The organism is Ruegeria sp. BHSB196 (genome assembly GCF_059613135.1).
On the sequence record NZ_JBXWRY010000019.1, the window covers coordinates 15,680 to 39,475 of the forward strand.

The 23,796-nt window shown below is 66.6% G+C and carries 25 protein-coding genes; 6 read left to right on the plus strand and 19 right to left on the minus strand.

Annotation, left to right across the window (positions count from 1 at the left end; genetic code table 11):
• Positions 1 to 25 precede the first annotated feature (25 nt).
• A complete protein-coding gene (locus tag AC2FNJ_RS11000) occupies positions 26 to 1,558 on the plus strand; it encodes an ATP-dependent DNA helicase (protein WP_496764279.1) in 1,533 nt (510 codons plus the stop codon).
• Positions 1,555 to 2,283: an SDR family oxidoreductase gene (locus AC2FNJ_RS11005; RefSeq protein WP_496764280.1), complete on the plus strand. Its 729-nt coding sequence runs from the start codon at positions 1,555 to 1,557 to the stop codon at positions 2,281 to 2,283. The genes AC2FNJ_RS11000 and AC2FNJ_RS11005 overlap by 4 nt, the downstream gene beginning before the upstream one ends.
• Here AC2FNJ_RS11005 and AC2FNJ_RS11010 read toward each other — a convergent pair.
• The 13 genes from AC2FNJ_RS11010 to AC2FNJ_RS11070 all read right to left on the minus strand — a co-directional run bounded on the left by AC2FNJ_RS11010 (position 2,280) and on the right by AC2FNJ_RS11070 (position 13,077).
• Positions 2,280 to 3,044, minus strand: a complete 765-nt coding sequence (locus AC2FNJ_RS11010; RefSeq protein ID WP_496764281.1) for a TIGR02186 family protein — start codon at positions 3,042 to 3,044, stop codon at positions 2,280 to 2,282. The genes AC2FNJ_RS11005 and AC2FNJ_RS11010 overlap by 4 nt on opposite strands.
• 2 nt (positions 3,045 to 3,046) lie before the next feature.
• Positions 3,047 to 3,970, minus strand: a complete 924-nt coding sequence (locus tag AC2FNJ_RS11015) for a sulfite exporter TauE/SafE family protein (RefSeq protein WP_496764282.1) — start codon at positions 3,968 to 3,970, stop codon at positions 3,047 to 3,049.
• Between the two features lie 90 nt (positions 3,971 to 4,060).
• Positions 4,061 to 5,026 (minus strand): ABC transporter permease, encoded by a 966-nt coding sequence (locus AC2FNJ_RS11020; protein ID WP_496764283.1) that lies wholly within the window; start codon positions 5,024 to 5,026, stop codon positions 4,061 to 4,063.
• Positions 5,026 to 6,120: an ABC transporter permease gene (locus tag AC2FNJ_RS11025; RefSeq protein ID WP_496764284.1), complete on the minus strand. Its 1,095-nt coding sequence runs from the start codon at positions 6,118 to 6,120 to the stop codon at positions 5,026 to 5,028. The genes AC2FNJ_RS11020 and AC2FNJ_RS11025 overlap by 1 nt, the downstream gene beginning before the upstream one ends.
• A 1-nt stretch (position 6,121) precedes the next feature.
• Positions 6,122 to 7,651 (minus strand): ABC transporter ATP-binding protein, encoded by a 1,530-nt coding sequence (locus AC2FNJ_RS11030; protein ID WP_496764285.1) that lies wholly within the window; start codon positions 7,649 to 7,651, stop codon positions 6,122 to 6,124.
• 129 nt (positions 7,652 to 7,780) lie between these two features.
• Complete coding sequence (locus AC2FNJ_RS11035; protein WP_496764286.1) at positions 7,781 to 8,779, minus strand: BMP family lipoprotein; 999 nt, start codon at positions 8,777 to 8,779, stop codon at positions 7,781 to 7,783.
• Positions 8,780 to 8,939: 160 nt separating this feature from the next.
• Entirely contained in the window at positions 8,940 to 9,353 is a 414-nt protein-coding gene (locus AC2FNJ_RS11040; protein ID WP_496764287.1) for a GNAT family N-acetyltransferase, read from the minus strand.
• Positions 9,350 to 9,940, minus strand: a complete 591-nt coding sequence (gene tsaB, locus AC2FNJ_RS11045) for a tRNA (adenosine(37)-N6)-threonylcarbamoyltransferase complex dimerization subunit type 1 TsaB (protein ID WP_496764288.1) — start codon at positions 9,938 to 9,940, stop codon at positions 9,350 to 9,352. The genes AC2FNJ_RS11040 and tsaB overlap by 4 nt, the downstream gene beginning before the upstream one ends.
• Positions 9,930 to 10,493, minus strand: coding sequence for a NifU family protein (locus AC2FNJ_RS11050; protein WP_496764289.1), 564 nt, complete (start codon positions 10,491 to 10,493; stop codon positions 9,930 to 9,932). The genes tsaB and AC2FNJ_RS11050 overlap by 11 nt, the downstream gene beginning before the upstream one ends.
• A 69-nt stretch (positions 10,494 to 10,562) precedes the next feature.
• Positions 10,563 to 11,156 (minus strand): 2-hydroxychromene-2-carboxylate isomerase, encoded by a 594-nt coding sequence (locus AC2FNJ_RS11055; protein ID WP_496764290.1) that lies wholly within the window; start codon positions 11,154 to 11,156, stop codon positions 10,563 to 10,565.
• 9 nt (positions 11,157 to 11,165) lie between these two features.
• A complete protein-coding gene (locus AC2FNJ_RS11060) occupies positions 11,166 to 11,621 on the minus strand; it encodes a universal stress protein (protein ID WP_496764291.1) in 456 nt (151 codons plus the stop codon).
• A 70-nt stretch (positions 11,622 to 11,691) separates the two neighbouring features.
• Complete coding sequence (locus tag AC2FNJ_RS11065; RefSeq protein ID WP_496764292.1) at positions 11,692 to 12,555, minus strand: branched-chain amino acid aminotransferase; 864 nt, start codon at positions 12,553 to 12,555, stop codon at positions 11,692 to 11,694.
• A gap of 63 nt (positions 12,556 to 12,618) precedes the next feature.
• Positions 12,619 to 13,077 carry an Lrp/AsnC family transcriptional regulator gene (locus AC2FNJ_RS11070; RefSeq protein ID WP_496764293.1) on the minus strand — a complete coding sequence of 153 codons (459 nt, stop codon included), beginning with the start codon at positions 13,075 to 13,077 and terminating at the stop codon, positions 12,619 to 12,621.
• A gap of 130 nt (positions 13,078 to 13,207) precedes the next feature.
• Between AC2FNJ_RS11070 and AC2FNJ_RS11075 the strand changes: the two genes are divergently transcribed.
• From AC2FNJ_RS11075 to AC2FNJ_RS11085, 3 genes are all read left to right on the plus strand, one after another.
• Positions 13,208 to 14,257, plus strand: coding sequence for a Glu/Leu/Phe/Val family dehydrogenase (locus AC2FNJ_RS11075; protein ID WP_496764294.1), 1,050 nt, complete (start codon positions 13,208 to 13,210; stop codon positions 14,255 to 14,257).
• A 183-nt stretch (positions 14,258 to 14,440) separates the two neighbouring features.
• Entirely contained in the window at positions 14,441 to 14,929 is a 489-nt protein-coding gene (locus tag AC2FNJ_RS11080; protein ID WP_496764295.1) for a peptidase associated/transthyretin-like domain-containing protein, read from the plus strand.
• 5 nt (positions 14,930 to 14,934) lie between these two features.
• Positions 14,935 to 15,567, plus strand: coding sequence for a ferric reductase-like transmembrane domain-containing protein (locus AC2FNJ_RS11085; RefSeq protein WP_496764296.1), 633 nt, complete (start codon positions 14,935 to 14,937; stop codon positions 15,565 to 15,567).
• 21 nt (positions 15,568 to 15,588) lie between these two features.
• On the opposite strand, the gene trpS is transcribed toward AC2FNJ_RS11085, so the two are convergent.
• Positions 15,589 to 16,611, minus strand: coding sequence for a tryptophan--tRNA ligase (gene trpS / locus AC2FNJ_RS11090; protein ID WP_496764297.1), 1,023 nt, complete (start codon positions 16,609 to 16,611; stop codon positions 15,589 to 15,591).
• An 89-nt stretch (positions 16,612 to 16,700) separates the two neighbouring features.
• On the opposite strand from trpS, the gene AC2FNJ_RS11095 reads away from it, so the two are divergent.
• On the plus strand, positions 16,701 to 17,387 hold the full coding sequence (locus tag AC2FNJ_RS11095; protein ID WP_496764298.1) for a rhomboid family intramembrane serine protease: 687 nt from the start codon (positions 16,701 to 16,703) through the stop codon (positions 17,385 to 17,387).
• A gap of 17 nt (positions 17,388 to 17,404) precedes the next feature.
• Here AC2FNJ_RS11095 and AC2FNJ_RS11100 read toward each other — a convergent pair whose 3' ends face one another.
• The 5 genes from AC2FNJ_RS11100 to AC2FNJ_RS11120 all read right to left on the minus strand — a co-directional run bounded on the left by AC2FNJ_RS11100 (position 17,405) and on the right by AC2FNJ_RS11120 (position 23,736).
• Positions 17,405 to 17,596 (minus strand): YgaP family membrane protein, encoded by a 192-nt coding sequence (locus AC2FNJ_RS11100; RefSeq protein ID WP_496764299.1) that lies wholly within the window; start codon positions 17,594 to 17,596, stop codon positions 17,405 to 17,407.
• A gap of 72 nt (positions 17,597 to 17,668) precedes the next feature.
• Positions 17,669 to 18,253, minus strand: a complete 585-nt coding sequence (locus AC2FNJ_RS11105; RefSeq protein WP_496764300.1) for a Crp/Fnr family transcriptional regulator — start codon at positions 18,251 to 18,253, stop codon at positions 17,669 to 17,671.
• Positions 18,250 to 19,791: a murein biosynthesis integral membrane protein MurJ gene (murJ, locus tag AC2FNJ_RS11110; RefSeq protein WP_496764301.1), complete on the minus strand. Its 1,542-nt coding sequence runs from the start codon at positions 19,789 to 19,791 to the stop codon at positions 18,250 to 18,252. The genes AC2FNJ_RS11105 and murJ overlap by 4 nt, the downstream gene beginning before the upstream one ends.
• Positions 19,788 to 22,604, minus strand: a complete 2,817-nt coding sequence (locus tag AC2FNJ_RS11115; RefSeq protein WP_496764302.1) for a [protein-PII] uridylyltransferase — start codon at positions 22,602 to 22,604, stop codon at positions 19,788 to 19,790. The genes murJ and AC2FNJ_RS11115 overlap by 4 nt, the downstream gene beginning before the upstream one ends.
• Positions 22,564 to 23,736 carry a penicillin-binding protein activator gene (locus tag AC2FNJ_RS11120; protein ID WP_496764303.1) on the minus strand — a complete coding sequence of 391 codons (1,173 nt, stop codon included), beginning with the start codon at positions 23,734 to 23,736 and terminating at the stop codon, positions 22,564 to 22,566. Before AC2FNJ_RS11120 ends, AC2FNJ_RS11115 begins: the two co-directional genes overlap by 41 nt.
• Positions 23,737 to 23,796: the final 60 nt, after the last annotated feature.

Sequence of the window (23,796 nt, forward strand, 5' to 3'; positions counted from 1 at the left end):
CGGCGCGGCCCTGTAGGGTCGCGCCATGTCCCTGCCGCAAGTCACCTTTTCCGACGATCAGGCCGCCGCCTTCGACCGCATTGCCGAGATGCTGCGGACGGCAGGCGTCGATCTGGACGACGAGGCTCTGCTCAAGTCTCCGGGCGACGGCGCGTCCGGCGTGATCGCGGTTATCGGAAAGGCGGGATCGGGCAAGACCCTGTTGCTGGCCGAATTGCACAGGGCGCTGGCGGCCGCGGGCGTCCATGTCGTGTCGGGCGACTACGAAAGCCGCAAGGCGCGCGACAGGCGGAGCCTGGCGATCCTCGCCCCCACCAACAAGGCGGCCAGCGTGCTGCGCCTGCGGGGCGTTCCGGCGACGACCATCCACCGCATTCTCTACACCCCCGTCTACGACCCGGAATACGAACGCATTGCCGAATGGCTGGCCGGCACCGGCGAGCGCCCCGAGATCGAGGGGCTGACCGACGAGGCGCTGGACCGCGCCGCGGCGTTCTACGAGCGCAACAAGTCCATCCCCGGCGCCCTCGCGGCCGCCGGACTGCGCGGATCGGACTTCATCACCGGCTGGAAGCGCCGCGACGAGCCGCTGGATATCGGCTTCGTGGACGAGGCGTCGATGCTGGACGACCGGCAGTTCGAGGATCTGAAAGAGATCTTCCCGACGCTCCTGCTGTTCGGAGACCCGGCCCAGCTGGCGCCGGTCAACCAGTCCGGTTCGATGGTGTTCGACGCCTTGCCCGAGCCGCGCAAGCTGACGCTGAGCCGCATCCACCGGCAGGATGCCGACAACCCGATCCTCGATCTCGCGCATGCCCTGGCCGATCCGCAACTGGGCTTCGAAGAGTTCGAACGCATGGTCGAACAGACCGCCCGCCGCGACGACCGGGTGGTCTGGGGCCAGCGGGTCGAGGTCGATCTGATGGCGCGCAGCCCGGTCCTGGTCTGGCGCAACGCGACTCGCATCCGGCTGATCCACGCCTTCCGTCACGTGCACGGCGCGCCCGAGACCGCGCTGCTGGAAGGCGAGCCGCTGATCTGCGACGGCATCGAACTGCCACTCAAGCACCGCAAGAAGCGGCTGGACCTCGAAGCGCGGGGGCTGATCAAGGGCGCACAGGTGATCTATCTGGGGCCGGGCCGCAAGCCGGGCTTTTCGCGCCTGCACGTCATGGGGGCCGAGGATCCACAGGTCAGCGCCGCCTCGATCGTCAAGATCGAAAAGCCCGACGAGGACGAACCGTTCATTCCGTTTGCGGCGCGGATGGGCGCGACCTTTCTGCACGGCGCGGCGGTGACGATCCACAAGGCGCAGGGGTCGCAATGGGACACGGTGCAGGTCTTTGCGCCCGACATCTACGCCGCCGCCCGGATGGGCCGCAGCGAGGCGGGACAACCCCTGTGGAAGCGGCTGGCCTATGTGGCGATCACCCGCGCGCAGGAGCGGCTGATCTGGGTCGTGCGCAACCGGCTGTCGAAACCCACCCATGACCTGCGGGTGGACGACCTGCGCCGTGCGGCGGCGCCGGAACTCACGTTGGAGGCCGAGGAGACATGAAGACGATCATCGTGACCGGCGCCAGCTCGGGCATCGGCCGGGCCACCGCCGAACTGTTTCTGGACCAGGGTTGGCGCGTGGGGCTGCTGGCGCGCCGGGGCGAACTGCTCCGGGACATGGCCAGGGATCGGCCCCATGCGATCCCGCTGATTGGCGACGTCACCGAGCCGGACTCGGTCCGCGCCTGTTTTCGGGCGTTTCTGGATCAGGCCGGGCGGCTGGATGTCCTGTTCAACAACGCGGGCATCTTCGCGCCGGGCGGCACCATCGACGAGATCGCGCTCGAGGACTGGTATCAGACCGTCAGCGTGAACCTGAACGGAATGTTCCTGTGCGCGCGCGAAGCCTTTGCCGCCATGCGCGCGCAGTCTCCGCAGGGCGGCCGGATCATCAACAACGGCTCGATCGCCGCCCATGTCCCGCGCCCGAAATCGGTGCATTACACGGCGACCAAGCACGCCATCACCGGGCTGACCCGCAGCCTGTCGCTGGACGGGCGGGCGTTCGGCATCGCCTGCGGCCAGATCGACATCGGCAACGCCCGCACGCCGATGGTTCAAGGCCTCGTCGAGACCCAGCTTGCCAAGGGGGACGCGCCAGACCCGACCATGGCGGTCGAGGATGCGGCGCGCTCGGTCCTGCACATGGCGAGCCTGCCGCCCGAGGCAAACGTGCAGTTCATGACGGTGATGGCGACCACCATGCCCTATATCGGCCGCGGCTAGGTGTTGCGCAGCATGCGGAACGCGGTCGATGCGCCCCAACCGGCGGCAATCGCGATAGCCAGCGACATCAGCCCGTACAGGAACGGCTGCTCGCGCGACATCGAATAGAGAATGCGCTCCAGCCCGACCTTGCGCACGTCGATGGTGGTATCCAGATCCGAGATGACCTGGCCGCCGCGGGTCAGAAAGATGCGGGCAACGTAGACGCCCTCGGTCAGATCCGCCGGCATCGCGATCGAGGTCCGGAACAGGGTCTGTTCGTCCACTGCCACGGTGTTTTCCCGGATGGAGTAAAGCCCCGCATTCTCGCGGATGCGCACCACGGCATCGGCAAAGGCCTGCGCGCCGCGGATATGCATGGCGGCTCCGACCGAGCGGATGGCGCGTTCGATCGAGATGCGGTGCCGCAGATCCTCGGTATCGGTGATGATGTCGTCGAAGGGCGCGCTGGTCGCGACCGCATAGAAGCTGGGGGCGGAATCCACCAGCACGCTGTCGGTGTTCACCCAGATTCCGAACCGGCGCTCCTTGCGCCGCACCATCACCGGCTCGGACGGCCCCGAGACCGCGACGATGACCTGCAGCGGATCTCCGGTCGGGATCGGGGTTTCGCGCTTGACCGCGCCGAAGATCAGGATCTCCGATCCGGTGAAATCGGCGGTGATCGCCACCCGGTCCTGGCTCAGCCCCAGCACCACGGTTTCCTCGGCGGCGCCGAGCGGAGAGGCAACCAGCAACAGGGCCGCAACGAGGCGCAGCATGATCAATGCCCCCCGCTGTCGCCGAGCGAGAACAGCTCGGCCGGTTGCAGCAGAAGGTCCAGCGCCAGCTTGCCGCAGACAACCAGAACCATCAGCGCCAGCAGGATGCGCAACTGTTCGGCCTTCATGCGCGCGCCGATCATCGTACCGAACTGCGCCCCGACCACGCCGCCGACCAGCAGCAGCACCGCCAGCACCACATCGACGGTATAGTTGGTCGTCGCGTGCAGCATGGTGGTGAAGCCGGTGACGAAGATGATCTGGAACAGCGAGGTTCCGACCACGACCTTGGTCGGCATCCCCAGCAGATAGATCATTGCCGGCACCATGATGAACCCGCCGCCCACCCCCATGATGGCGGCCAGCACGCCGACGAACAGGCCGACGACCAGAGGCGGGATCACCGAGATATAGAGGCCCGAGGTGCGGAACCGCATCTTGAACGGCATCGCGTGAATCCAGCCGCGCTGGCGGCGCTTGGGCGCCGGGCTGCCGCCTGCCTTGCGCGACTTGCGCAGGGCGTTGAGGCTTTCGACGAACATCAGCCCGCCGATCACGCCGAGAAAGACGACATAGCAGAGCTTGACCAGCAGATCGACCTGACCGAGGCTTTTGAGATAGTTGAACAGCACCACGCCAAGCGCGGCGCCGATCAGGCCGCCGGTCAGCAACACGGTGCCCATCTTGAAATCCACCGTTCGCCGCCGGAAATGCGCCAGAACCCCGGAAAAGGACGAGGCGACGATCTGGTTCGCCTCGGTCGCCACGGCGACCGCCGGAGGGATGCCGATGAAGAACAGAAGCGGGGTCATCAGAAACCCGCCGCCCACGCCGAACATGCCCGACAGAACGCCGACCAGACCGCCCAACCCCAGAAGGAGAAAGGCGTTCACGGACACTTCGGCGATGGGAAGGTATATCTGCATACCCTCTTAGAACCGCTGCGGAATGCAAAATCAACTGTCCATGCCGCCGCGCAGCGAACAGGACCGATCTTCGGTCCCGATCTGGTCTTATCAGCGTTCCTTGACGTAGGGTTCGCCACCGGCGCGCGGCGGGATGGCCTTGCCCACGAAACCCGCGAGAATCACCACCGTCAGGATGTAGGGCAGGGCGTCCATGACCTGCACCGGAATGACGATGCCGCCCAGATCGATGTTCTGGAACCGCAGCGCGACCGCCTGCAGCAGGCCGAACAGCAGACAGGCCCACATCGCGTGCCAGGGCCGCCACTTGGCAAAGATCAGCGCCGCCAGCGCGATGAAGCCGCGCCCCGCGGTCATGTCCTTGACGAACCCGGCCTGCAGGGCAGTGGCCAGATAGGCGCCGGCGATGCCGCACAGCACGCCGCAGATCGCCACCGCCGCATAGCGCAGCCCCACCACCGAAACGCCCGCCGTATCGACGGCCGCCGGGTTCTCGCCCACGGCGCGCAGGCGCAGGCCAAAGCGCGTGCGGAACAGGATCCACCAGGTGGCCGGGACCATCAGAAAGGCGACATAGACCAGGATCGAGTGACCCGACAGAAGCTCGGCATAGATCGGGCCGATCACCGGCACGTTTCCAAGGGTGTCGGCAAAGGGAAACTCGATGGGGCCGAACCGGCCGCCCGCGAACAGGGACGGCGTGCGCCCGCCTTGCTGGAACCAGTCCTGCGCCACCAGCACGGTCATGCCGGCCGCCAGAAAGTTGACCGCCACGCCCGAGATCAGCTGATTGCCCCGGAAGGTGATCGAGGCCAGCCCGTGCAGCCCGGCCAGCACCAGCGACGAGGCGATGCCCGCCAGCAGCCCGAGCCAGACCGACCCGGTGAGCGCCGCCACCGCGGCCGAGAAAAACGCCGACATCAGCATCTTGCCTTCCAGCCCGATGTCGAAGATGCCCGCGCGCTCGGAATAGAGCCCCGCGAGACAGGCCAGCAGCAGCGGCGTGGACAGGCGGATCGTCGAATCCAGGATCTGGATGATCGTCAGGAAATCCATCAGGCCGATCCTTTCCGGAAGCCGAGGAACAGCTTTTCGAGCGGCATCCGCACCATGTTGTCGAGCGCCCCGGTGAACAGGATCACCAGCGCCTGGATCACCACGATCAGTTCACGCGGGATCGACGTCCACAGCGCCAGTTCCGCGCCGCCCTGATAGAGGAACCCGAACAGGATGGCGGCAAGGAACACGCCGAAGGGGTGCGACCGGCCCATCAGCGCCACGGCGATGCCGATGAATCCCGCGCCTTCGGTCGAGTTGAGCACCAGCCGCTCGGCCTCGCCCATGACGTTGTTGATCGCCATCAGCCCCGCCAGCGCGCCCGAGATCAGCATGGCGACGATGGTGATCCGCACCGGCGAGATGCCGGCATACAGCGCGCCGGTCTCGGAATGCCCGTAGGCCCGGATCTCGTATCCCAGCCGCGTGCGCCAGATCAGCGCCCAGACCACGATGCAGGCGATGATCGCCACGATCAGCGAAATGTTCGCGGGCGCGGCCTTGGAAAAGTTGATCCCGATGGGAGCCAGCAACTCGTGCAGGGTCGGCAGATGCACCGCCTCGGGGAACCGTTCGGTCGCCGGGTCCATCGACCCTTCGGGCCGCATCACGTTCACCAGCATGTAGTTCAGGAAGGCCGCCGCGATGAAGTTGAACATGATCGTGGTGATCACGATATGGCTGCCGCGCTTGGCCTGCAGATAGGCCGGGATCGCTGCCCAGGCCGCCCCGAACAGCATCGCCCCCGCGCAGGCCGCCAGCAGCGCGACGGTCCAGTGCGGCCAGGGTACGTACAGGCAAACCATCGCCACGCCCAGCCCGCCCAGCATCGCCTGGCCCTCGCCGCCGATGTTGAAGAGGCGGGCGTGAAAGGCCACCGCGACGGCCAGGCCAGTGAAGATGAAATTGGTGGCGTAATAGAGCGTATAGCCCCAGCCATAGGTGGACCCCAGCGCGCCGGAAATCATCAGCTGAACCGCGGCGATCGGGTCTTCGCCGATACCGAGGATCACCAGCGCCGACAGCAGCGCCGCCAGGATCAGGCTGATCAGCGGAATCAGGACCACATCGGCCCATTTGGGCATCTTTTCCATATTATGCGGCCTCCCCCGAAACGCCGGCCATCAGCAGGCCCAGTTCCTTTTCATCGGTCTCATGCGGCAGGCGTTCGCCCATGATATGGCCGTCGAACATCACCGCGATCCGGTCGGAAAGCGAAAAGATCTCCTCCAGTTCGACCGAGACCAGCAGGATCGCCTTGCCCTGATCGCGCAGCGCGACGATCTGCTTGTGGATGAACTCGATCGCGCCGATATCGACGCCGCGGGTCGGCTGGCCTACCAGCAGCAGATCGGGATTGCGCTCGATCTCGCGCGCCACGACGATCTTCTGCTGGTTGCCGCCCGAGAAATTCTTGGCCGCCAGCCAGCCATCGGCGGGCCGGACGTCGAACTTTTCGATCTTGCGCTCGGTGTCGGCGCGCAGGGCGGCGTTGTCCATGAACAGCCCGCGCTGATAGGCCGGGTCGCGGTGATAGCCGAAGGCCACGTTTTCCCAGGCGTGAAACTCCATGATCAGACCTTCGCGCTGCCGGTCTTCGGGCACATGGGCGATGTGCCGGGCCCGCCGCGCCTGCCCGTCGGCGTCGTGGCCGCTCAACGCCAGCGGCTGACCGTTCAGCCGGATGCTGCCGGTTGCCGGGCGCATCCCGCCCAGAACCTCCAGCAGTTCGGACTGGCCGTTGCCCGCGACACCGGCAATGCCCACGATCTCGCCCGCGCGCACCGTCAGGTCGATGCCCTTGACCCGCTCGACCCCGGCTTCGTCCGTCACCCGCAGGTTCTCGATCTCGAGCACCGGGTCGCCGGGCCTGGCCGGGGCCTTGTCCACCCGCAGCAGAACCTTGCGGCCCACCATCAGCTCGGCCAGCTGCTCCGGGTTGGTGTCCGCGGTCTTGACCGTGGCCGTCATCTCGCCGCGCCGCATGACCGACACGGTGTCGGTCGCCTCCATGATCTCGCGCAGCTTGTGGGTGATCAGGATGATCGTCTTTCCCTCTTCCCGCAGCCGGTGCAGGATGCGGAACAGCTGATCCGCCTCGGCGGGCGTCAGCACGCCCGTGGGTTCGTCCAGGATCAGAATCTCGGCCTTGCGGTAGAGCGCCTTGAGGATCTCGACCCGCTGCTGCGCGCCCACGCCGATCTCGTCGATGCGCTTGTCGGGATCGACGAACAGTTCGTATTCCTCTTCAAGCTCTTTCAGCTCCTTGCGCGCCTTCGCCAGCGACGGCGCCAGCAGACCCCCGTCCTCGGCGCCGAGGACGATGTTTTCCAGCACCGTGAAGTTCTCGACCAGCTTGAAATGCTGGAACACCATGCCGATCCCGGCGGCGATCGCGGCCTGGCTGTCGGGAATGTCGGTCTTTTGTCCGTTGATCCAGATTTCGCCCGTGTCGGCCTTGTAGAAGCCGTAGAGAATGCTCATCAGCGTGGACTTGCCCGCCCCGTTCTCACCGATGATCCCGTGGATCGTGCCGGGGGCGACGCGGATGGAAATGTCCTTGTTTGCTTGGACCGGCCCAAAGGCCTTGGAAATCCCTTTGAGCTCGATGGCGGGGACGGTCATGTCTTGTCCTCAATGGCCGAAAGAGCCGCCCAACCGCCGGTCCGGTCGTTTCGCAGCGAAAGCCACCTGGATCGGCGCGATGGGCGACGCATCACAGGCGGGACGGGGTGGTCCCCGTCCCGCGCGACATCAGAAGTTCAGAACCGGGCAGCTGTCATTGTCGTAATAGCTGACAACTTCCAGCTCGCCGTCGATGATTTTCTGCCGGGCGTCGTCCACGGCGGCCTTCATGTCGGGCGAGATCAGCGTTTCGTTGTTTTCGTCCAGCGCATATCCGACCCCGTCCTCGGCCAGGCCAAGCACGAAGACGCCGGTTTCCACGTCGGCCCCGGCCTTCATCGCCTCGTACACTGCCACGTCCACGCGCTTGAGCATCGAGGTCAGAACCTTGCCGGGATGCAGGTGGTTCTGGTTGCTGTCCACGCCGATCGACAGAACGCCCTCGTCGGCGGCGGTCTGCAGAACGCCGACGCCGGTGCCGCCCGCGGCGGCATAGATCACGTCAGCCCCCTGGCTGATCTGCGCCTTGGTCAGTTCCGACCCCTTGACCGGGTCGTTCCAGGCTGCCGGGGTGGTGCCGGTCATGTTGGCAACCACTTCGATTTCCGGGTTGATCGCCTTGGCGCCCTGCGCATAGCCGCAGCCGAAGTGGCGGATCAGCGGCACGTCCATCCCGCCGATGAAGCCGACCGTGCCCGATTTCGAGGCCATGGCCGCCAGCATGCCGACCAGATACGAACCTTCGTGCTCGGCAAATCCGACCTGGCGCACGTTCGGCGCATCAAGCCAGGTTACGTCCACCACGACGAACTTGGTGTCGGGGTAGTCCGGTGCGACGGTGCTCAGCGGATCGGCCATGGCAAAGCCCATGGTGATCACCGGGTTCGCGCCCGCTTCGGCGAAGCGGCGCAGGGCCTGTTCGCGCTGGGCTTCGGACTGAAGCTCGATCTCGCGGAAGCTGCCGCCGGTTTCCTCGGCCCAACGCTGCGCGCCGTTGAAGGCGGCCTCGTTGAACGACTTGTCGAACTTGCCGCCCAGATCGAAGATCAGGGCCGGTTCGGCGAGCACCGCACCGGCGGACAGGGCGACGGCGGCTGCGGCACCCATCAGGGATTTCATCAGGGTCATGTTTTACTCCCGTTGGTTATTGTCGTTCCGAGGCAGGCGGTTTCCCGAAAGCCCCGCACAAAGCGAGCAGAACTGCTGTGGTGCTGGCAATTAAGGCCGCTTGAAAAGGCGGCGGTCAACCGCTTTTTGACCATCTGGTTTGAAAATCGACGCGCTTCCGTCAGGGCAGGCGGCGTTCCATCACCATCGCATCCACATTCGTTCCGTCCGCACGCCGGTAGTAGCCCCGGCGCAGGCCGCAGGGCGCATAGCCGCAAACCTGGTAGAGCGCAATGGCCGCGGCATTGTCGGCGGCCACGTCCAGGAAAGCCCGGTTTGCGCCCAGGCGCACCGCCTCGGCCTGCCACCGGTCCATGCAGGCCCGGGCCAGACCCTGGCGCTGCCGATCCGGCCGGGTGGCGATGGTGAGCAGTTCAGCCTCGTCCGCGATCACGCGATACACCGCGAAACACCGGGCGTCGCCCAGGACATGGGTGTGCGGATTGGCCAGCAGCGCGGCAAACTCCGCCGCGCTCCAGGGCCGGGATTGGGTGAAGGCCGCCGCATGGGCCGCGGCCATCTCCGCGGGCGTCATTCGTCCAGCAGGACCGGCGGCACGTCGCGCGACGGCGCGGCATCGGCCGGACGGGCATAAAGCGGGGCCGGGGGCTCGGTCACAGCCTGCCACCGCGTCGCCGCGATCCGGGCGACGTTTTCGGCCAGCATTTTCGGATCCGGCGCCAGAAACAGCGGGCCAAGCGCCTCGGCATCGGGCCGGGGCAAAAGGGCGGGCGTCGCATCCGGGCGTGGCACATAGACCTGATCGCGCGGCGCCGGGATGGCCGGAAGGTGGCCGGCAGGCGCATCCAGGGCCAGCGCCTCGAACCCGGTGACGCCGACCGCCGGGACGCCGAGGCCCAGGGCCAATCCGCGCGCCGCCGCAACCGAAATGCGCAGGCCGGTGAAATTGCCGGGGCCGACACCCACGCCGATGGCGTCCAGATCGCGCCAGGTGACGCCGCAGCCCGCCAAAAGCTCTTCGAGCAGCGGCATCAGCCGTTCGGCCTGACCGCGCGCCATGGTTTCCGCCGTGGACGCGACGATGCCCTGCCCGCGCAACAAAGCGGCCGCGCAATGCGCGGCCGATGTGTCGAAACCGAGGATCAGAGGGTCAGACCGCAACCGGGCGCACCTCGGTCACTTCGGGAATGTAATGGCGCAGCAGGTTCTCGATCCCCATCTTCAGCGTCAGCGTGGACGACGGGCAACCGGCGCAGGCCCCCTGCATGTGCAGATAGACGACACCGCGATCGAACCCGTGAAAGGTGATGTCGCCGCCATCCTGCGCCACGGCGGGGCGCACGCGGCTGTCCAGCAACTCCTTGATCTGGTTGACGATCTCGGCATCCTCGCCGCTGTGTTCAGCATGGCCCGAGGCGGTTTCGGCACCCGCGCCCATCACCGGCTGGCCGGACTGGTAATGCTCCATCACCGCGCCCAGGATGGCGGGTTTGATGTGGTCCCACTCGACACCGTCGGTCTTGGTGACGGTCACGAAGTCATTGCCGAAGAACACGCCGGACACGCCGTCCACCGCAAAGATGCGCGCGGCCAGCGGCGATTTCTCGGCCGCTTCGGCCGATGGGAAATCCGCGGTGCCGGCTTCCAGAACCGTCTGGCCGGGCAGGAATTTCAGGGTGGCCGGATTCGGGGTCGATTCGGTCTGGATGAACATGGCAGCACTCCATTTCGCTTGTCCCTGATATGCGGCCAGGCGGGGGAGAAGTCAATATTTGGAACCGTTCTAAATCGACGCGGCAAAGTCCAGCGCCTGATCCAGCCGGTCATCGCCCCAGAACAGCTCGTCGCCGACGACAAAGCTGGGCGCGCCGAACAGGCCGCGCGCCTTGGCCTGCGCCACCTGATCGAACAGCCCCGCCTTGATCGCGGGATCCTGCACCCGCTCCACCAGCGTTTCCGGCAGGCCCGCCGCCGCCAGACAGGCGGTCAGAACCGCCGTGTCCGCGATGTTCTGCCCCCGGCCGAACTCGGCATCGTAGACCGCGCGCACGAACGGTGCGACCGGCCCCGCCTCGCGCGCGGCCAGCGCCAGCCGCGCCGCCGTCAGGCTGTTCTGCGGAAACGGATCGGGCTGGCGCAGGGGCAGACCCCGCGCGGCACACAGCCGCTCCATGTCGCGCCACATGTAGCGCCCCTTGACGGGATAGAGGTTGAACGGCGAGGTGTCCCACCCCTGATCCGCGAAGATCGGCCCGAGCAGGAACGGATGCCATTCGACCGCCACGCCGTGACCGGCGGCGGCCTCCTCGACGCGCATGGCGCTGAGATAGGAATAGGTCGAGGCGAAATCGAACCAGAATTCCAGAGTTTTGCCCATGTCCCGTCCTCAGGTGATTTCTTCGAGCTTTTCCTTGCTCAGATCGCCCGGCACGATGGTGATCGGGATCGGCAGGCTGCCGGAATTGCGGGTCAGCTGCGTCACCAGAGGTCCGGGGCCTTTCTTGTCGGTGCCCGCGCCCAGAACCAGCACGCCGATTTCCGGGTCCGACTGCACATGGGCGATGATTTCCGGCACCGCCTCGCCCTCGCGGATCGCCAGTTCGGGCTCGATCCCCTGCTTGTCGCGCATCCACTTGGCGAACACCTCGAAATGCGCGTGAATCCGTTCGCGGGCCTCCTCGCGCATCACCTCGCCGACGCCGATCCAGTGGTTGAATTCGTCGGGCGGGATGACCGACAGGATGGTCACGCCGCCGCCGGTATTCGCGGCGCGCATGGCCGCAAAACGCATGGCATTCAGACACTCGCGACTGTCATCGAGGACAACCAGGAACTTCCGCATGGACCACCTTTCCGTTTGCCGGGATCATGCATGACCGCGCGGCCGCTGGCAACCGAGACCGCGGGCCGGATCACCGGTTCGACGCGGCCCAGTCCCAGTACAACTCGCGCGCGCGCCGCGCGATAGGTCCAATCTGATATTGCGTGTCGTCCAGTGCAGTCACCGGCGTCACCTTGTTCATGTTGCCGGACATGAAGACCTCGTCCGCGTCATGGAAATCGTCAAAGGTCAGAACGGTTTCATGCACTTTCACGCCATCCTCGCGCAGGTTCCTGATGTGGCGTGCGCGGGTGATGCCGGCCAGAAAGGTGCCGTTCGGGATCGGCGTGAAAACCTCGCCGTCCTTGACCATGAAGATGTTCGCCGTGGCGGTTTCGGCCACATGCCCCATCACGTCGGTCACGAGCGCGTTCGAGAACCCCTTGGACCGCGCCTCGCGCAGCATCCGGGCGTTGTTGGGATACAGGCACCCAGCCTTGGCGTTGACCACCGCGTTTTCCAAGACCGGGCGGCGGAACCGGGTGGTGGTGAGCGTGGCCGAGGCCGCCGCCGGTGCCATCGGGATCTCCTCCAGACAGACCGCGAAACCGGTGCTGTCCTGCTGCGGCACGATCGCGGTCACGTCGCCGTCGATTCCCCAATACATCGGGCGGATATAGATCGCCTGGTCGGGCGCGTAGGCTTCCAGCCCCTCGCGGATGATCTCGACCATCCGTTCGGTCGGGACCGTGGGCGTCAGCATCATCGCTTCGGCCGAGCGGTTGGTGCGGGCGCAATGCGCGTCCAGGTCCGGCGCCAGCCCGTCGAAATACCGCGCCCCGTCGAAGACCGACGAGCCCAGCCAGGCCCCGTGATCGGCGGCGCGCATGATCGGGGCGTTGCCGTCGTGCCATCGGCCATCGAAATAGGTGCGGATATTGGTGCCGGTCGCCATCGCTCTCTCCCTCGGATTTTCGCCGAGGGTAGGGGCAGGTGGGTCAGAGGTCCAGACCTGTCTTCAATCCGGCATGGGCAGGACTTCGCGCTTGACCATCGTGCGCAGGGCAAAGTTGGACCGCAGGTTGCGGATGCCGGGAATCTGCATCAGGCGGTGCTCCAGAAACGAGTCAAAGGCCGACAGGTCCGCCGCCACCACCCGCAGCAGGATGTCCCGCGACCCGGTCATCAGATAGCACTCCATCACCTCCTCGCAGCGCTGGATCGCGCGTTCGAAGGCGTCGATGGCCGACCGGTCCTGTTTTTCCAGTTCCACCGAGACAAAGATCGAAACCCCCAGCCCCAGCTTCGCGGGATCGACCTGCGCCGCATAGCCGGTGATCACGCCCTCCTTCTGCAACCGTTCCAGCCGCCGGGCGCAGGGGGTGGCCGAAAGCCCGGCCTTTTCCGCCAGTTCGGTGATCGTCATGCGCCCGTCGCGCTGCAGGGCGCGCACGATTCTGCGGTCGATGTGATCCATTGGAGGAATCCTCTAACTGGCCCTTCAATTTAGGCGAAAACCACTAACACAGGTCTTTGCCTCAGGCAATCTTGGTGAAAATCCCCCCGATCTTCATGCCAAGAATGGAATCAATCATGGGAGATTTTGCATGAAGCTTACGACGGTCGATGCGCCTGACCACGAACAGGTCGTTCAATTCGAGGATGCCCAGAGCGGGCTGAAGGGATATATCGCCGTTCATTCGACCCAGCTGGGACCGGCCGCGGGCGGGGTGCGGATGCGCCCCTATGGCCACAGCGCCGAGGCCCTGGACGACGCGCTGCGCCTGTCGCGCGGCATGACCTACAAGAACGCGGCGGCCGACCTGCCCCTGGGCGGCGGCAAGGCCGTGATCATCGGCGATCCTGCCGTGGACAAGACACCGCAGCTTCTGCGCGCCTTCGGACGGGCGGTGCAAAGCCTCGGGGGCCGCTACTGGACGGCCGAGGACATGGGCATGACCCCCGCCGACATGGCGATCATCCATCAGGAAGCGCCCTTTGTCGCCGGTCTGCCCGACGGACCCTTCGCCAGCGGCGATCCGTCGCCCATCACCGCACAAGGGATCTTCAACGCGATCCGCACCACGGCGCGGCACCGGTTCGGTACCCCGGACCTGACGGGCAAGACCGTGTCGGTGCAAGGGCTTGGCCATGTCGGGCACCACCTGTGCCGGCTCCTGAGCGAGGCCGGCGCAAAGCTCATCGTCACCGATATCGACACCGCACAGGTGTCGCGCGTCGCCACGGAATTCGGCGCCACACCGGTCGCGCCCGACGCGATCTATGCGGCCGAGGCCGACATCTTCGCGCCCTGCGCCATCGGCGCCATCCTGAACGAAACCAGCATCCCGCTGCTCAGGGTCGGCGCGGTTGCAGGCGGGGCCAACAACCAACTGGCCACCGAAGACGACGGCCAGCGTCTGCACGACCGCGGCATTCTCTACGCCCCGGATTTCGTGGCCAATGGCGGCGGCATCATCAACGCGGCGACCGAGATCCTGCAGATCGCCGACCGCGCGGACTGGGTGGCGGCCAAGCTCGAGGCGCTGGACCGCACGATGGACCGGATTCTCACCCGCGCCATCGCCCAGTCGGTCAGCCCCAACGACGTGGCCGAGGCGATCGTGCACGAGATCCTGCACCAAAAGGCCGCCTGAGGCGCACCGGAGCGCCGGGCGAGGATCCGGGCAGGGCATGTTCACGAAACTTTGAGCGTGCCTTGCCGCGTCTTTCCGCGCCCGGTACTCGGAATTCCCGCAGACGTGCTATCATCAAGGGAAACTCCGGCGCGACCGGTCCCGTCCGGCCGCGCAACCGCCCGTTCGACAGGAGACCTCACGATGCAGACCGCCCTCTTCACCCGCCGTTCCCTTCTGGCCACCGGTGGCGCCCTTGTCGCGACCGGTGTCTCGGGCCACCTGGTTCCCGCCCGCGCCCAGGGTCTCGCGCCGACGCCAACGATGCGGGGCGGGGCCAACAACTATCTTCCGGGCGCGCCGATCGTGGATCGGATCGGGGGCGGGGGGTTCTGGATGATGGGGACCGTGCGCCGCGCCGGCGATGGCGCGCCGCTTGCCGGGCAGAGAATCCAGATCTGGGCGCACACGACCGAAGGCCACGAACGCGAACCGCGCAGCCACGGCGCCACGCTCACCGACGAGCACGGGGTGTTCCGGCTGGAAATGCCGCAGATCGTTCCCGCCTTCGGCCAGCCGCACGGTCATCTGGCCTATGACAGCGGCGAATACGAAACCGTATTCCTGCGCCCCATCATGCCAAGCGCCAAAGACACCAGCCTGACCGCGCATTTCGTGCTGCAGCCCATCTGACCGGGGTGCCGTCCAAGGGAGCAGGCCGAATCCGCGCGATCCTGATCTGGGGCGCGCTCGCGGTGGTGCTGGGCGTGCCGCTGGCCGCCGCGGCCCTCAGCCCTCTGCTGGCCTGGCGCAGCCCGATCTACATCGCGGCCGGGTTCGCCGGTGTCGTCGCGATGGGCCTGCTGCTGGTGCAGCCTCTGCTGGCGGGCGGTTTTCTCCCGGGCCTGTCCCGATACGCAAGCCGGCAGGTGCATCGCTGGGTCGGCATCTGCCTGGTCACGGCGGTGGTGGTTCATGTCGCCGGTCTGTGGCTCACCAGCCCGCCGGATGTGGTCGATGCCCTGCTTTTCGTGTCGCCGACGCCCTTCTCGGCCTGGGGCGTCATCGCGATGTGGGCGGTGTTCGCCGCCGCGCTTCTGGCCGCGCTGCGGCGGCGTCTGCGTATCCGCTGGCGCCGCTGGCGGCTCGGTCACACCGCCTGCGCGGCGGTGGTGGTCGTCGGTAGCATCGTGCATGCCCTGCTGATCGAGGGCACGATGGAGGGGCTGACCAAGGTCGCGCTCTGCGGGCTGGTCCTGGCCGCCACGGTCAAGACCTTCACCGATCTCAAGGTGTGGTCGGCCCGGCCCCGCCGCGACCCGGAACCATGAACCCGAACACCGCCGCGCGCCTCACGCCGCGCCGACCATCCCGACGATCTCATAGGTCTTGCGCAGGATCGGGACCGAGAGTTCGCGGGCGCGCTCGGCGCCGCGCGCCAGGATGCGGTCGATCTCGGCCGGGTCGTCCCGCAACCGCGCCATTTCCTGCGAAATCGGCGACAGCTTGGCCACCGCCAGATCGGCCAGCATCGGCTTGAACTCACCGAACTGCCGCCCCCCGACCTCGGCCAGAACCGCATCCACCGACTGATCGCTGAGCGCGGCATAGATGTTGACCAGATTGCGCGCCTCGGGCCGGTTCTCCAGCCCCTCGGCCTCCGAGGGCAGGGCATCGGGGTCGGTCTTGGCCTTTCGGATCTTCCGGGCGATGGTGTCGGCGTCATCGGTCATGTTGATCCGGCTCATGTCCGAGGGATCGGACTTCGACATCTTCTTGGAGCCGTCGCGCAGGCTCATCACGCGGGTCGCCGCGCCTTCGATCACCGGTTCGGTGATGGGAAAGAAATCGACGCCGTAATCGTTGTTGAACTTGATCGCGATGTCGCGGGTCAGCTCCAGATGCTGCTTCTGATCCTCGCCCACCGGCACATGGGTGGCGTGATAGATCAGGATGTCCGCCGCCATCAGCGAAGGATAGGCGAACAGCCCCAGCGAGGCGTTCTGCTGGTTCTTGCCCGCCTTGTCCTTCCATTGGGTCATCCGCTGCATCCAGCCCATGCGCGCCACGCAGTTGAAGATCCAGCCCAGCTGCGCATGTTCCGGCACCTGGCTCTGGTTGAACAGGATCGACTTTTCCGGGTCGATGCCCGCGGCGATGAACCCGGCGCAGAGTTCGCGGGTGTTGCGGGTCAGTGCGTCGGGGTCTTGCCAGACGGTGATCGCGTGCAGATCGACCATGCAATAGATGGTCTCGAATTCCGGCCCCTGCATATCCACAAAGCGTTTCATCGCGCCGAGGTAGTTGCCCAGCGTCAGCCCGCCCGAGGGCTGGATGCCGGAAAACACGCGCGGCGTGAACTTGGTTTCGGCCATCGAAGGCAACTCCCGTCTGGAAAAATGAGCCCCCGTCGCTTACCCATGAGGTCAGGTGAGGTCAACAGGCGCAGGAAAGGCCAAAGCCCATGAGCAGTCAGCACTACACACCCGCCGTGAATCCGTTGCCGCCGGTCGTGGTGGCGCTGGTGCTGTTCATCATGGGCATCGAACTGGCCTTCACCCTCGGCGCGCGCGGGCTGGTCGGCGGCCCCGACGCGGTGGGCTGGCGGCTGGCGGCGATCCAGTCCTATGCCTTCTCCGCCGACATCTTCGACTGGATGCGCGAAACCGGCCGCTGGCCGCTCGACCACCTGATCCGGTTCGTCACCTATCCCTTCGTGCATGGCAGCTTCACGCAGGCGCTGTTCGTCTGCGTCTTCGTTCTGGCGATGGGCAAGATGGTGGCCGAGGTGTTCGGCAGCGTCGCGATGCTGGCGATCTTCGTGCTTTCGGGGATCGGCGGGGCGCTGGCCTATGCCGTCTTCCTCGACCCCCGCTATCCGCTGGTCGGAGGCTTCCCGCCGGTCTACGGGCTGATCGGCGCGTTCACCTGGCTGCTGTGGCGCAAGCTGTCGCTTGTCGGCGAGAACCAGATGCGCGCCTTCTATCTGATCGCGGTGCTGATGGGCCTGCAACTGATGTTCGGGCTTCTGTTCGGCGGCACCGGCGACTGGGTGGCCGACCTCGGCGGTTTCGCGACCGGATTCGGGCTGTCCTTCTTCTTCGCGCCGGGCGGCTGGGCGCGCATCGTCGGCCGGATGCGCCGGGACTGACCCGGCGCAACGCCGCGCTATTTCTCCAGCGGGCAGGTGCTGAGGCCCAGGATCCGGTAGACCGGGCAATGGCCGGCCAGTCCCGTCACCAGCGGCACGAGTCCGACCAGTCCCCACAGGGTCTGCGGGCCGATGACGGTCAGCGACAACAGGATCAGGCCCAGAATGACACGGGCAGCCCGGTCGAGCGTGCTTTCGTTGCGGATCATGACAGTTCTCCGTTCAGACTTGCGTTGATGGCGCCAGTCTGACCCTGACGGCCAGCCCGGTCGGTGACAGTGTCACCGTCCGTCTGCGGCAAGTTGTTCCAGGCCCGCGCGGTCCAGCAGGGTGATCCGCCCGCGCGCCGGTTCGACCAGCCCCAGCCGCGCGAATTCGGCCAGCCGGCGGCTGACAAAGGCCCGGCCCGAGGCGGTCTCGACCGCCAGCGCGTCATGGGTGGCCCGGACCACGTCGTTCACGGCAAGCCGCAGCAAGGCCCGCGCCAGGCGCGCGTCGAACCCGGTCAGCGCCACATCCTCCACCAGCTGTTCGTAATCGGCAAAGCGGCGGGCGACGGCGGCCAGCACTTCGGCCCGAAAGGATTCGTCCCGCGCCAGCGCCGCCTGAAACGCCGCGTGCGGCATGATCTCGCCCGAGATATCGGTCTCGGCAACGCCCTCGGCACCATAGCTGCGCCCGTCGGTGAGGCAGGCAAAGGTCTGCAGGCACACGTCGCCGGGCCCGACCCGGTACAGAACCACTTCGCGCCCGTTCGGCGCGGTCAGCGTGACGCGCACCGTGCCGCGGCTCAACCGGACGAAACCGGGGCACTCCTCGCCGGGGCGGAACAGGACCGTGCCTGCGGGAAGGTCGAGCTTGCTCATGTTCTGCGCAATGCCTGTCTGAATTCCGACACCTGGAACGCGCCCAGCACGTGCCCCAGGAAGAAGTATGAGGCCGCCGCGACCTTGATCAAGGCGATCAGCGCCAGATACCGCCAGCCGCCCATGTCCAGCATCCAGCCGAACAGATAGACCGCCAGCCAGATCACCACGCCCATGCCGACCGAGGCCAGGGCGATGCGCCACGCGCGGCGATGGAACCGGTCGTCGAACCGCGCGACCTCGCCCATGCGCCGGGCGCCCATGGCCAGAAGCCCCACCATCGCCCAGCCCGCCGCCGAGGCGGCGATCGCCGGGGCCACCCATCCCACGATCGGGTAGAGGCCAAAGGCAAGAACCGCGTTGACCGCCATGGCAACCAGCGCATAGCGGAACGGCGATGTCGTGTCCTCGCGCGCGAAATAGAGCGGCTGCAACAGCTTTTGCAGCATGAACGCCGGCAGCCCGATCCCGTAGATCGCCACCGCCAGCGCCGTGGCGGCGGTGTCTTCGGGGCCGAATTGCCCGCGCTGGAACAGCACCGACACCAGCGGCGCGGGGATCACCAGAAACGCAACCGTCGAGGGCAGCGTCAGCAACAGCGTAAACTCGCCCGCGCGCGAAAAGGCGTTTCGCGATCCGGCCGCGTCCCCGGCGCGCAGGCGGCGCGACAGGTCGGGCAGCAGGACGATGCCCACCGCGATGCCCACCACGCCCAGCGGCAGCTGATACAGCCGGTCGGCGGCGAACAGCCAGCTCACCGCCTTTTCGGTCTTCGAGGCGACAAGCTGCCCGACCACCAGATTGACCTGCGTCACCCCCATGGCCAGCGCCGCCGGCACCGCCACGCGGACCATGTGGCGCATCTCGGGCGTCAGCCGCGGGCGGCCGGGCCGGATGCGGATGCCCGCCCGCTCGGTCGCGATCCAGACCAGAGTCAGCTGCGCGATGCCCGCGAAGGGTATGACCCAGATCAGCCACTGGATCACCTCGCCGCCCGACAGTGCCCCGGCGATCAGCGCCGTGCAGGCGAACACGTTCAACAGCACCGGCGCCGCCGCCGCCGCCGCGAACCGCCCGGTCGCGTTCAGCACGCCCGAGAACAGCGCGGCGAGCGACATGAACAGGATGTAGGGAAAGACGACATAGCCGTAATCCACCGCCATGTCGAAACGCGCGTCGCCATAGAACCCCTCGGCGGTGATCCAGACCAGCGCCGGCATGAACACCATCGCCAGCCCGACCAGGGCGAGCACGGCAAAGCCCAGCAGGTTGAAGGCGTCGCGCGCAAACCCCTGCGCATCCTCGCCGGCCTCGAACCGCTTGGAAAACATCGGCACGAAGGCCGCGTTGAACGCCCCTTCGGCAAAGAACCGGCGGAACATGTTGGGCAGCCGGAACGCCGCCACAAAGGCGTCCATCACCGGGCCGGGTCCAACATAGGCGGCCAGCAGGATCTCGCGCAGGAACCCCAGGATGCGGCTGGCAAGGGTCCAGAATCCGACCGTGAACAGGCCCGAAATCAGTCGGATCGGCTTCATGAGGCCGCGCGCTCCGCGCCTTCGGCGATGGCCTTGCGCAGTTTGGCCTCAAGCGTCCGCTGCTTGGCCTCGGAATGGTATTTCAGACCGAACATGTCCTTGACGTAGAAGGTATCGACCACCTGCTCGCCATAGGTCGCGATCACCGCGTTGGCGATATAGACATTGGCCGCCGCCAGCGTCCGCGTCAGATCATACAGCAGGCCGGGCCGGTCGCGGGTGTCCACCTCGATGATCGTATAGATTTCCGACCCGTCATTGTCGAAGGTGATGTGCGTGGGCACGTTGAACGCCTTTTCCCGCTTCTTGATCTTGTCGCGGCTCTTCAGCGCCTCGCGGGCCACGACCTCGCCCTTGAGCGTCTTGTGGATCATCTGGGTCAGGCGCGGCAGGCGCGCGGTTTCAAACGGATGTCCCTCGGCATCCTGGATCCAGAAGGCGTCGGTGACGTATCCATCCTTGGTGGTATAGCTGCGGGCATCGACCACGTTGGCCCCGACCAGCGCCAGCGCGCCGGCGATGCGGGCAAAGATGCCCGGGTGGTCGGCCATGGCGAAACAGGCGCGGGTGGCGTCGCGGTCCAGGTCCGGTTCCAGCCGGATTTCGACGGCGCCGGGATCCGCACTTTCATCCAGCGCCCGCAGCATCTCGGCGAACTCGACATGCGTCGACAGGTTGACCCCCTGCCAGTACGGGTCGTAATGCCGGCCGGTCTCGGTCTTGAGATCGCCTGCCGACCATCCCGCCAGCGCCTCGCGCAGCGCCTTTTTCGCCTCGGCCCCGCGATTGGCGCGGTTGAGGTCTTCCATCCCGGTTTCCAGCGCCCGCTTGGTTTCGGCATGCAGGGCGCGCAGCAGCGTCGCCTTCCAGTTGTTCCAGGTATGCGGCCCGACGCCGCGAATGTCGCAGACGGTCAGAACCGTCAGCAGGTCCAGCCGCTTGACGGTCTGCACCAGCTTGGCAAAGTCGCGCACCGTGCGGGGGTCCGAGATGTCGCGCTTCTGCGCCATGTCCGACATCAGCAGGTGATAGCGCACCAGCCATTCGACCGTCTCGCAGTCGGCCTTGTTCAGGCCCAGGCGCGGCGCCACCTTGCGCGCGATCCTGGCCCCCAGGATCGAATGATCCTCGGGCCGGCCCTTGCCGATGTCGTGCAGCAGCAGCGCCACGTACAGAACCTTGCGGTTCACCCCCTCCTTCAGGATCGAAGAGGCCAGCGGCAGCGCCTCGACCAGTTCGCCCTTTTCGATCTGCGCCAGGTTCACGATGCACTGGATGGTGTGCTCGTCCACCGTATAGCTGTGATACATGTTGAACTGCATCATCGCGACGATGGGTTCGAACTCGGGCAGAAAGGCCGACAGGACGCCCAGCTCGTTCATGCGGCGCAGCGCGCGTTCTGGGTTGCCATGCTTGAGCAGCAGATCGAGGAAGATCCGCTGCGCCTCGCGGTCGTTGCGCATGTCCTCGTCGATCAGATGCAGGTTCGCCGTCACCAGCCGCATCGCGTCCGGATGGATCAGCATCCCGGTCCGCAGCCCTTCCTCGAACAGCCGCAACAGGTTCATCTTGTCGGCCAGGAACTCGTCGGGCTCCGCCACGGCCAGCCGTCCGTGCACCTCCTTGTAACCCGGCTTCAGACGCCGGCGGCGGCGGAAGATGCGCTGCAACAGCGGCGCGCTCTTCATGTGCAGGGCTTCCAGCTTGGTCAGGAAGATGCGCGTCAGCTCGCCCACCCGAGTGGCCTGGCGGAAATATTTCTGCATGAAGATCTCGACGCCGCGCCGCCCGGCGCGGTCCTCGTATCCCATGCGCTCGGCCACCTCGACCTGCAGATCAAAGGTCAGCTGCTCGCTCGCCCGGCCCGTCACCAGATGCAGGTGCGAGCGGACCGCCCACAGGAAATCCTCGGCCTGAACGAAGGTGTCGAACTCGTCCTGCGTGAACAGGCCCAGGGGCACCAGCTCGGCCACGTCCTCGACATCGTAGATGTATTTCGCGATCCAGTAGAGCGATTGCAGGTCGCGCAGGCCGCCCTTGCCCTCCTTGACGTTCGGCTCGACCATGTAGCGTTCGCCCTGCTTGACGTGGCGCGCGTCGCGTTCGTTCAGCTTGGCTTCGATGAAGTCGCTTTCGGACCCCTTGAACAGGTCAGACCTGAGGCGCTTGGCAAGCTCCCGCGCCAGCGGCGCGTGACCGGCGAGAAACCGGTGCTCCAGCATCGCGGTCCGGATCGTGAAATCGTCCGCGCCGAGGCGCAGGCAATCCTTGATGGTGCGGGACGAATGGCCGACCTTCAGGCGCAGATCCCACAGCATGTAGAGCATGGATTCGATCACGCTTTCGGCCCAGGCGGTGATCTTGTAGGGCGTCAGGAACAGCAGATCGACATCCGAAAACGGCGCCATCTCGCCCCGGCCGTAACCGCCGACGGCCAGCACCGCGATGCGTTCGCCCTGCGTCGGGTTGGCCAGCGGGTGCAGGATGTCCGCGGCCACGTGCAGCGCCGTGCACACCAGCCCGTCGGTGAGATAGGTGTAGGAGCGCGTCAGCGGCCGAGCGGCAAAGGGATGCATGGCAAAGGCGGCGGCGATGGCGGCGCGTCCCTCTTTCTGCACCTCGCGCAGTATCCGCACCACCTCGGCCCGCAGGGCGGTGTTGTCGTCGCAGCCGTCGCGCGCCTCCGCGATGCGGGCGCGCACGGCGTGATGATCGAAAATCGTTTCCGGCGGGCAGATCAGCTCGCCTGTCGGCGGGACCAGGACGACCGGATCAGAATCCGGCGCCAGTGAAGCTTTGTGGGGCAGGGTCAATCACAACCACCTGTTTGTTCTGGATCGTGGCCACGGCCAATCCCCGTTCATTAGTGCCATCCGGGCGCAGACGGAAGATGCCGCCGACCCCCTGAAAGCCCGCGTTCTGCGTCAGCGCCGCGCCGGTCAGGGCGTCGGACTTGCCGGCGGCGACCAGCGCGCCGATGGCGGCGATCCCGTCATAGGCCAAGCCGCCGATCGGATGCGGCGCCCCGCCATAGGTCGCCTGATAGCGCGCCCGGAACGCCTGCGCCTTGGCCGGATCGGGCAGCGCGAACCAGCCGCCCTGAACCCCCGGCAGCTCCAGCGTCTGCGCCGGGATGTCCCACCGGGTCAGGCCGATGAACTGGACGACCTCGTTCGATACGCCCGCCTCGGGCAAAAGCTGGCTGTAGAGCGGCAGCGCGCCCGCCGTCGTCGCGGTGAGAAAGATCGAATCGGCGCCCGAGGCCTCGACGGTGGCCTTGACCGTCGGCACCGAGTCGATCACGCCCTGCTGCGACCGCTCGTAGGCCACATCGCCCGCCTTGCGCACGCTGCTGCGGCCGATGGCGTTGTCGATCGCGGCCTTGCCCAGCCGGCCGGCCTCGTCATTGCTGTAGACGACGACCATGTTGGTCCGGCCCTGACGCCCGGCATAGTTGGCCAGCCGGTTCGCGGTGTTGTCGAAGGTCGGGCCGAGCACAAAGACGTTGCCGCCCGCGATGTTGGTGTTGTTGGAAAAGGACAGCACGTTCACGTTGTCGTTCAGCACCGCCAGCCCGGCGGCATTGGCGGCCTGCGCATAGACCGGCCCGAGGATGATCTTTGCCCCCTCGTCCACCGCCTGCTGGGCGACCGCCGCGGCGGTGGTGGCGTTGCCCGCGGTGTCATAGACGCGCAGATCGATCTGGACGTTGGGAAGATCGGCGATGGCCAGCCGGGCCGAGTTTTCCAGGCTCTGCGCCAGCACCGCATCGCCCGATTGCGGCGATCCGCGCGGCACCAGCAGCGCGACCGGCACCGGCTGCGAGGTGTTGATCGATGGCCCGCCCGTGACCGAGACCGGGTCGCAGGCCGACAGGATCGCGGCCGCGGCGAGGGCGAGGGCGGAAAGGGCCAGTCTGCGGCCGGGCTTGAAAAGGCTGAACATCTGAATCAAAACTCCCTGATCTGGCGGCCCGGTCAACCGCGTCCTGTTGGGCCGCGATAA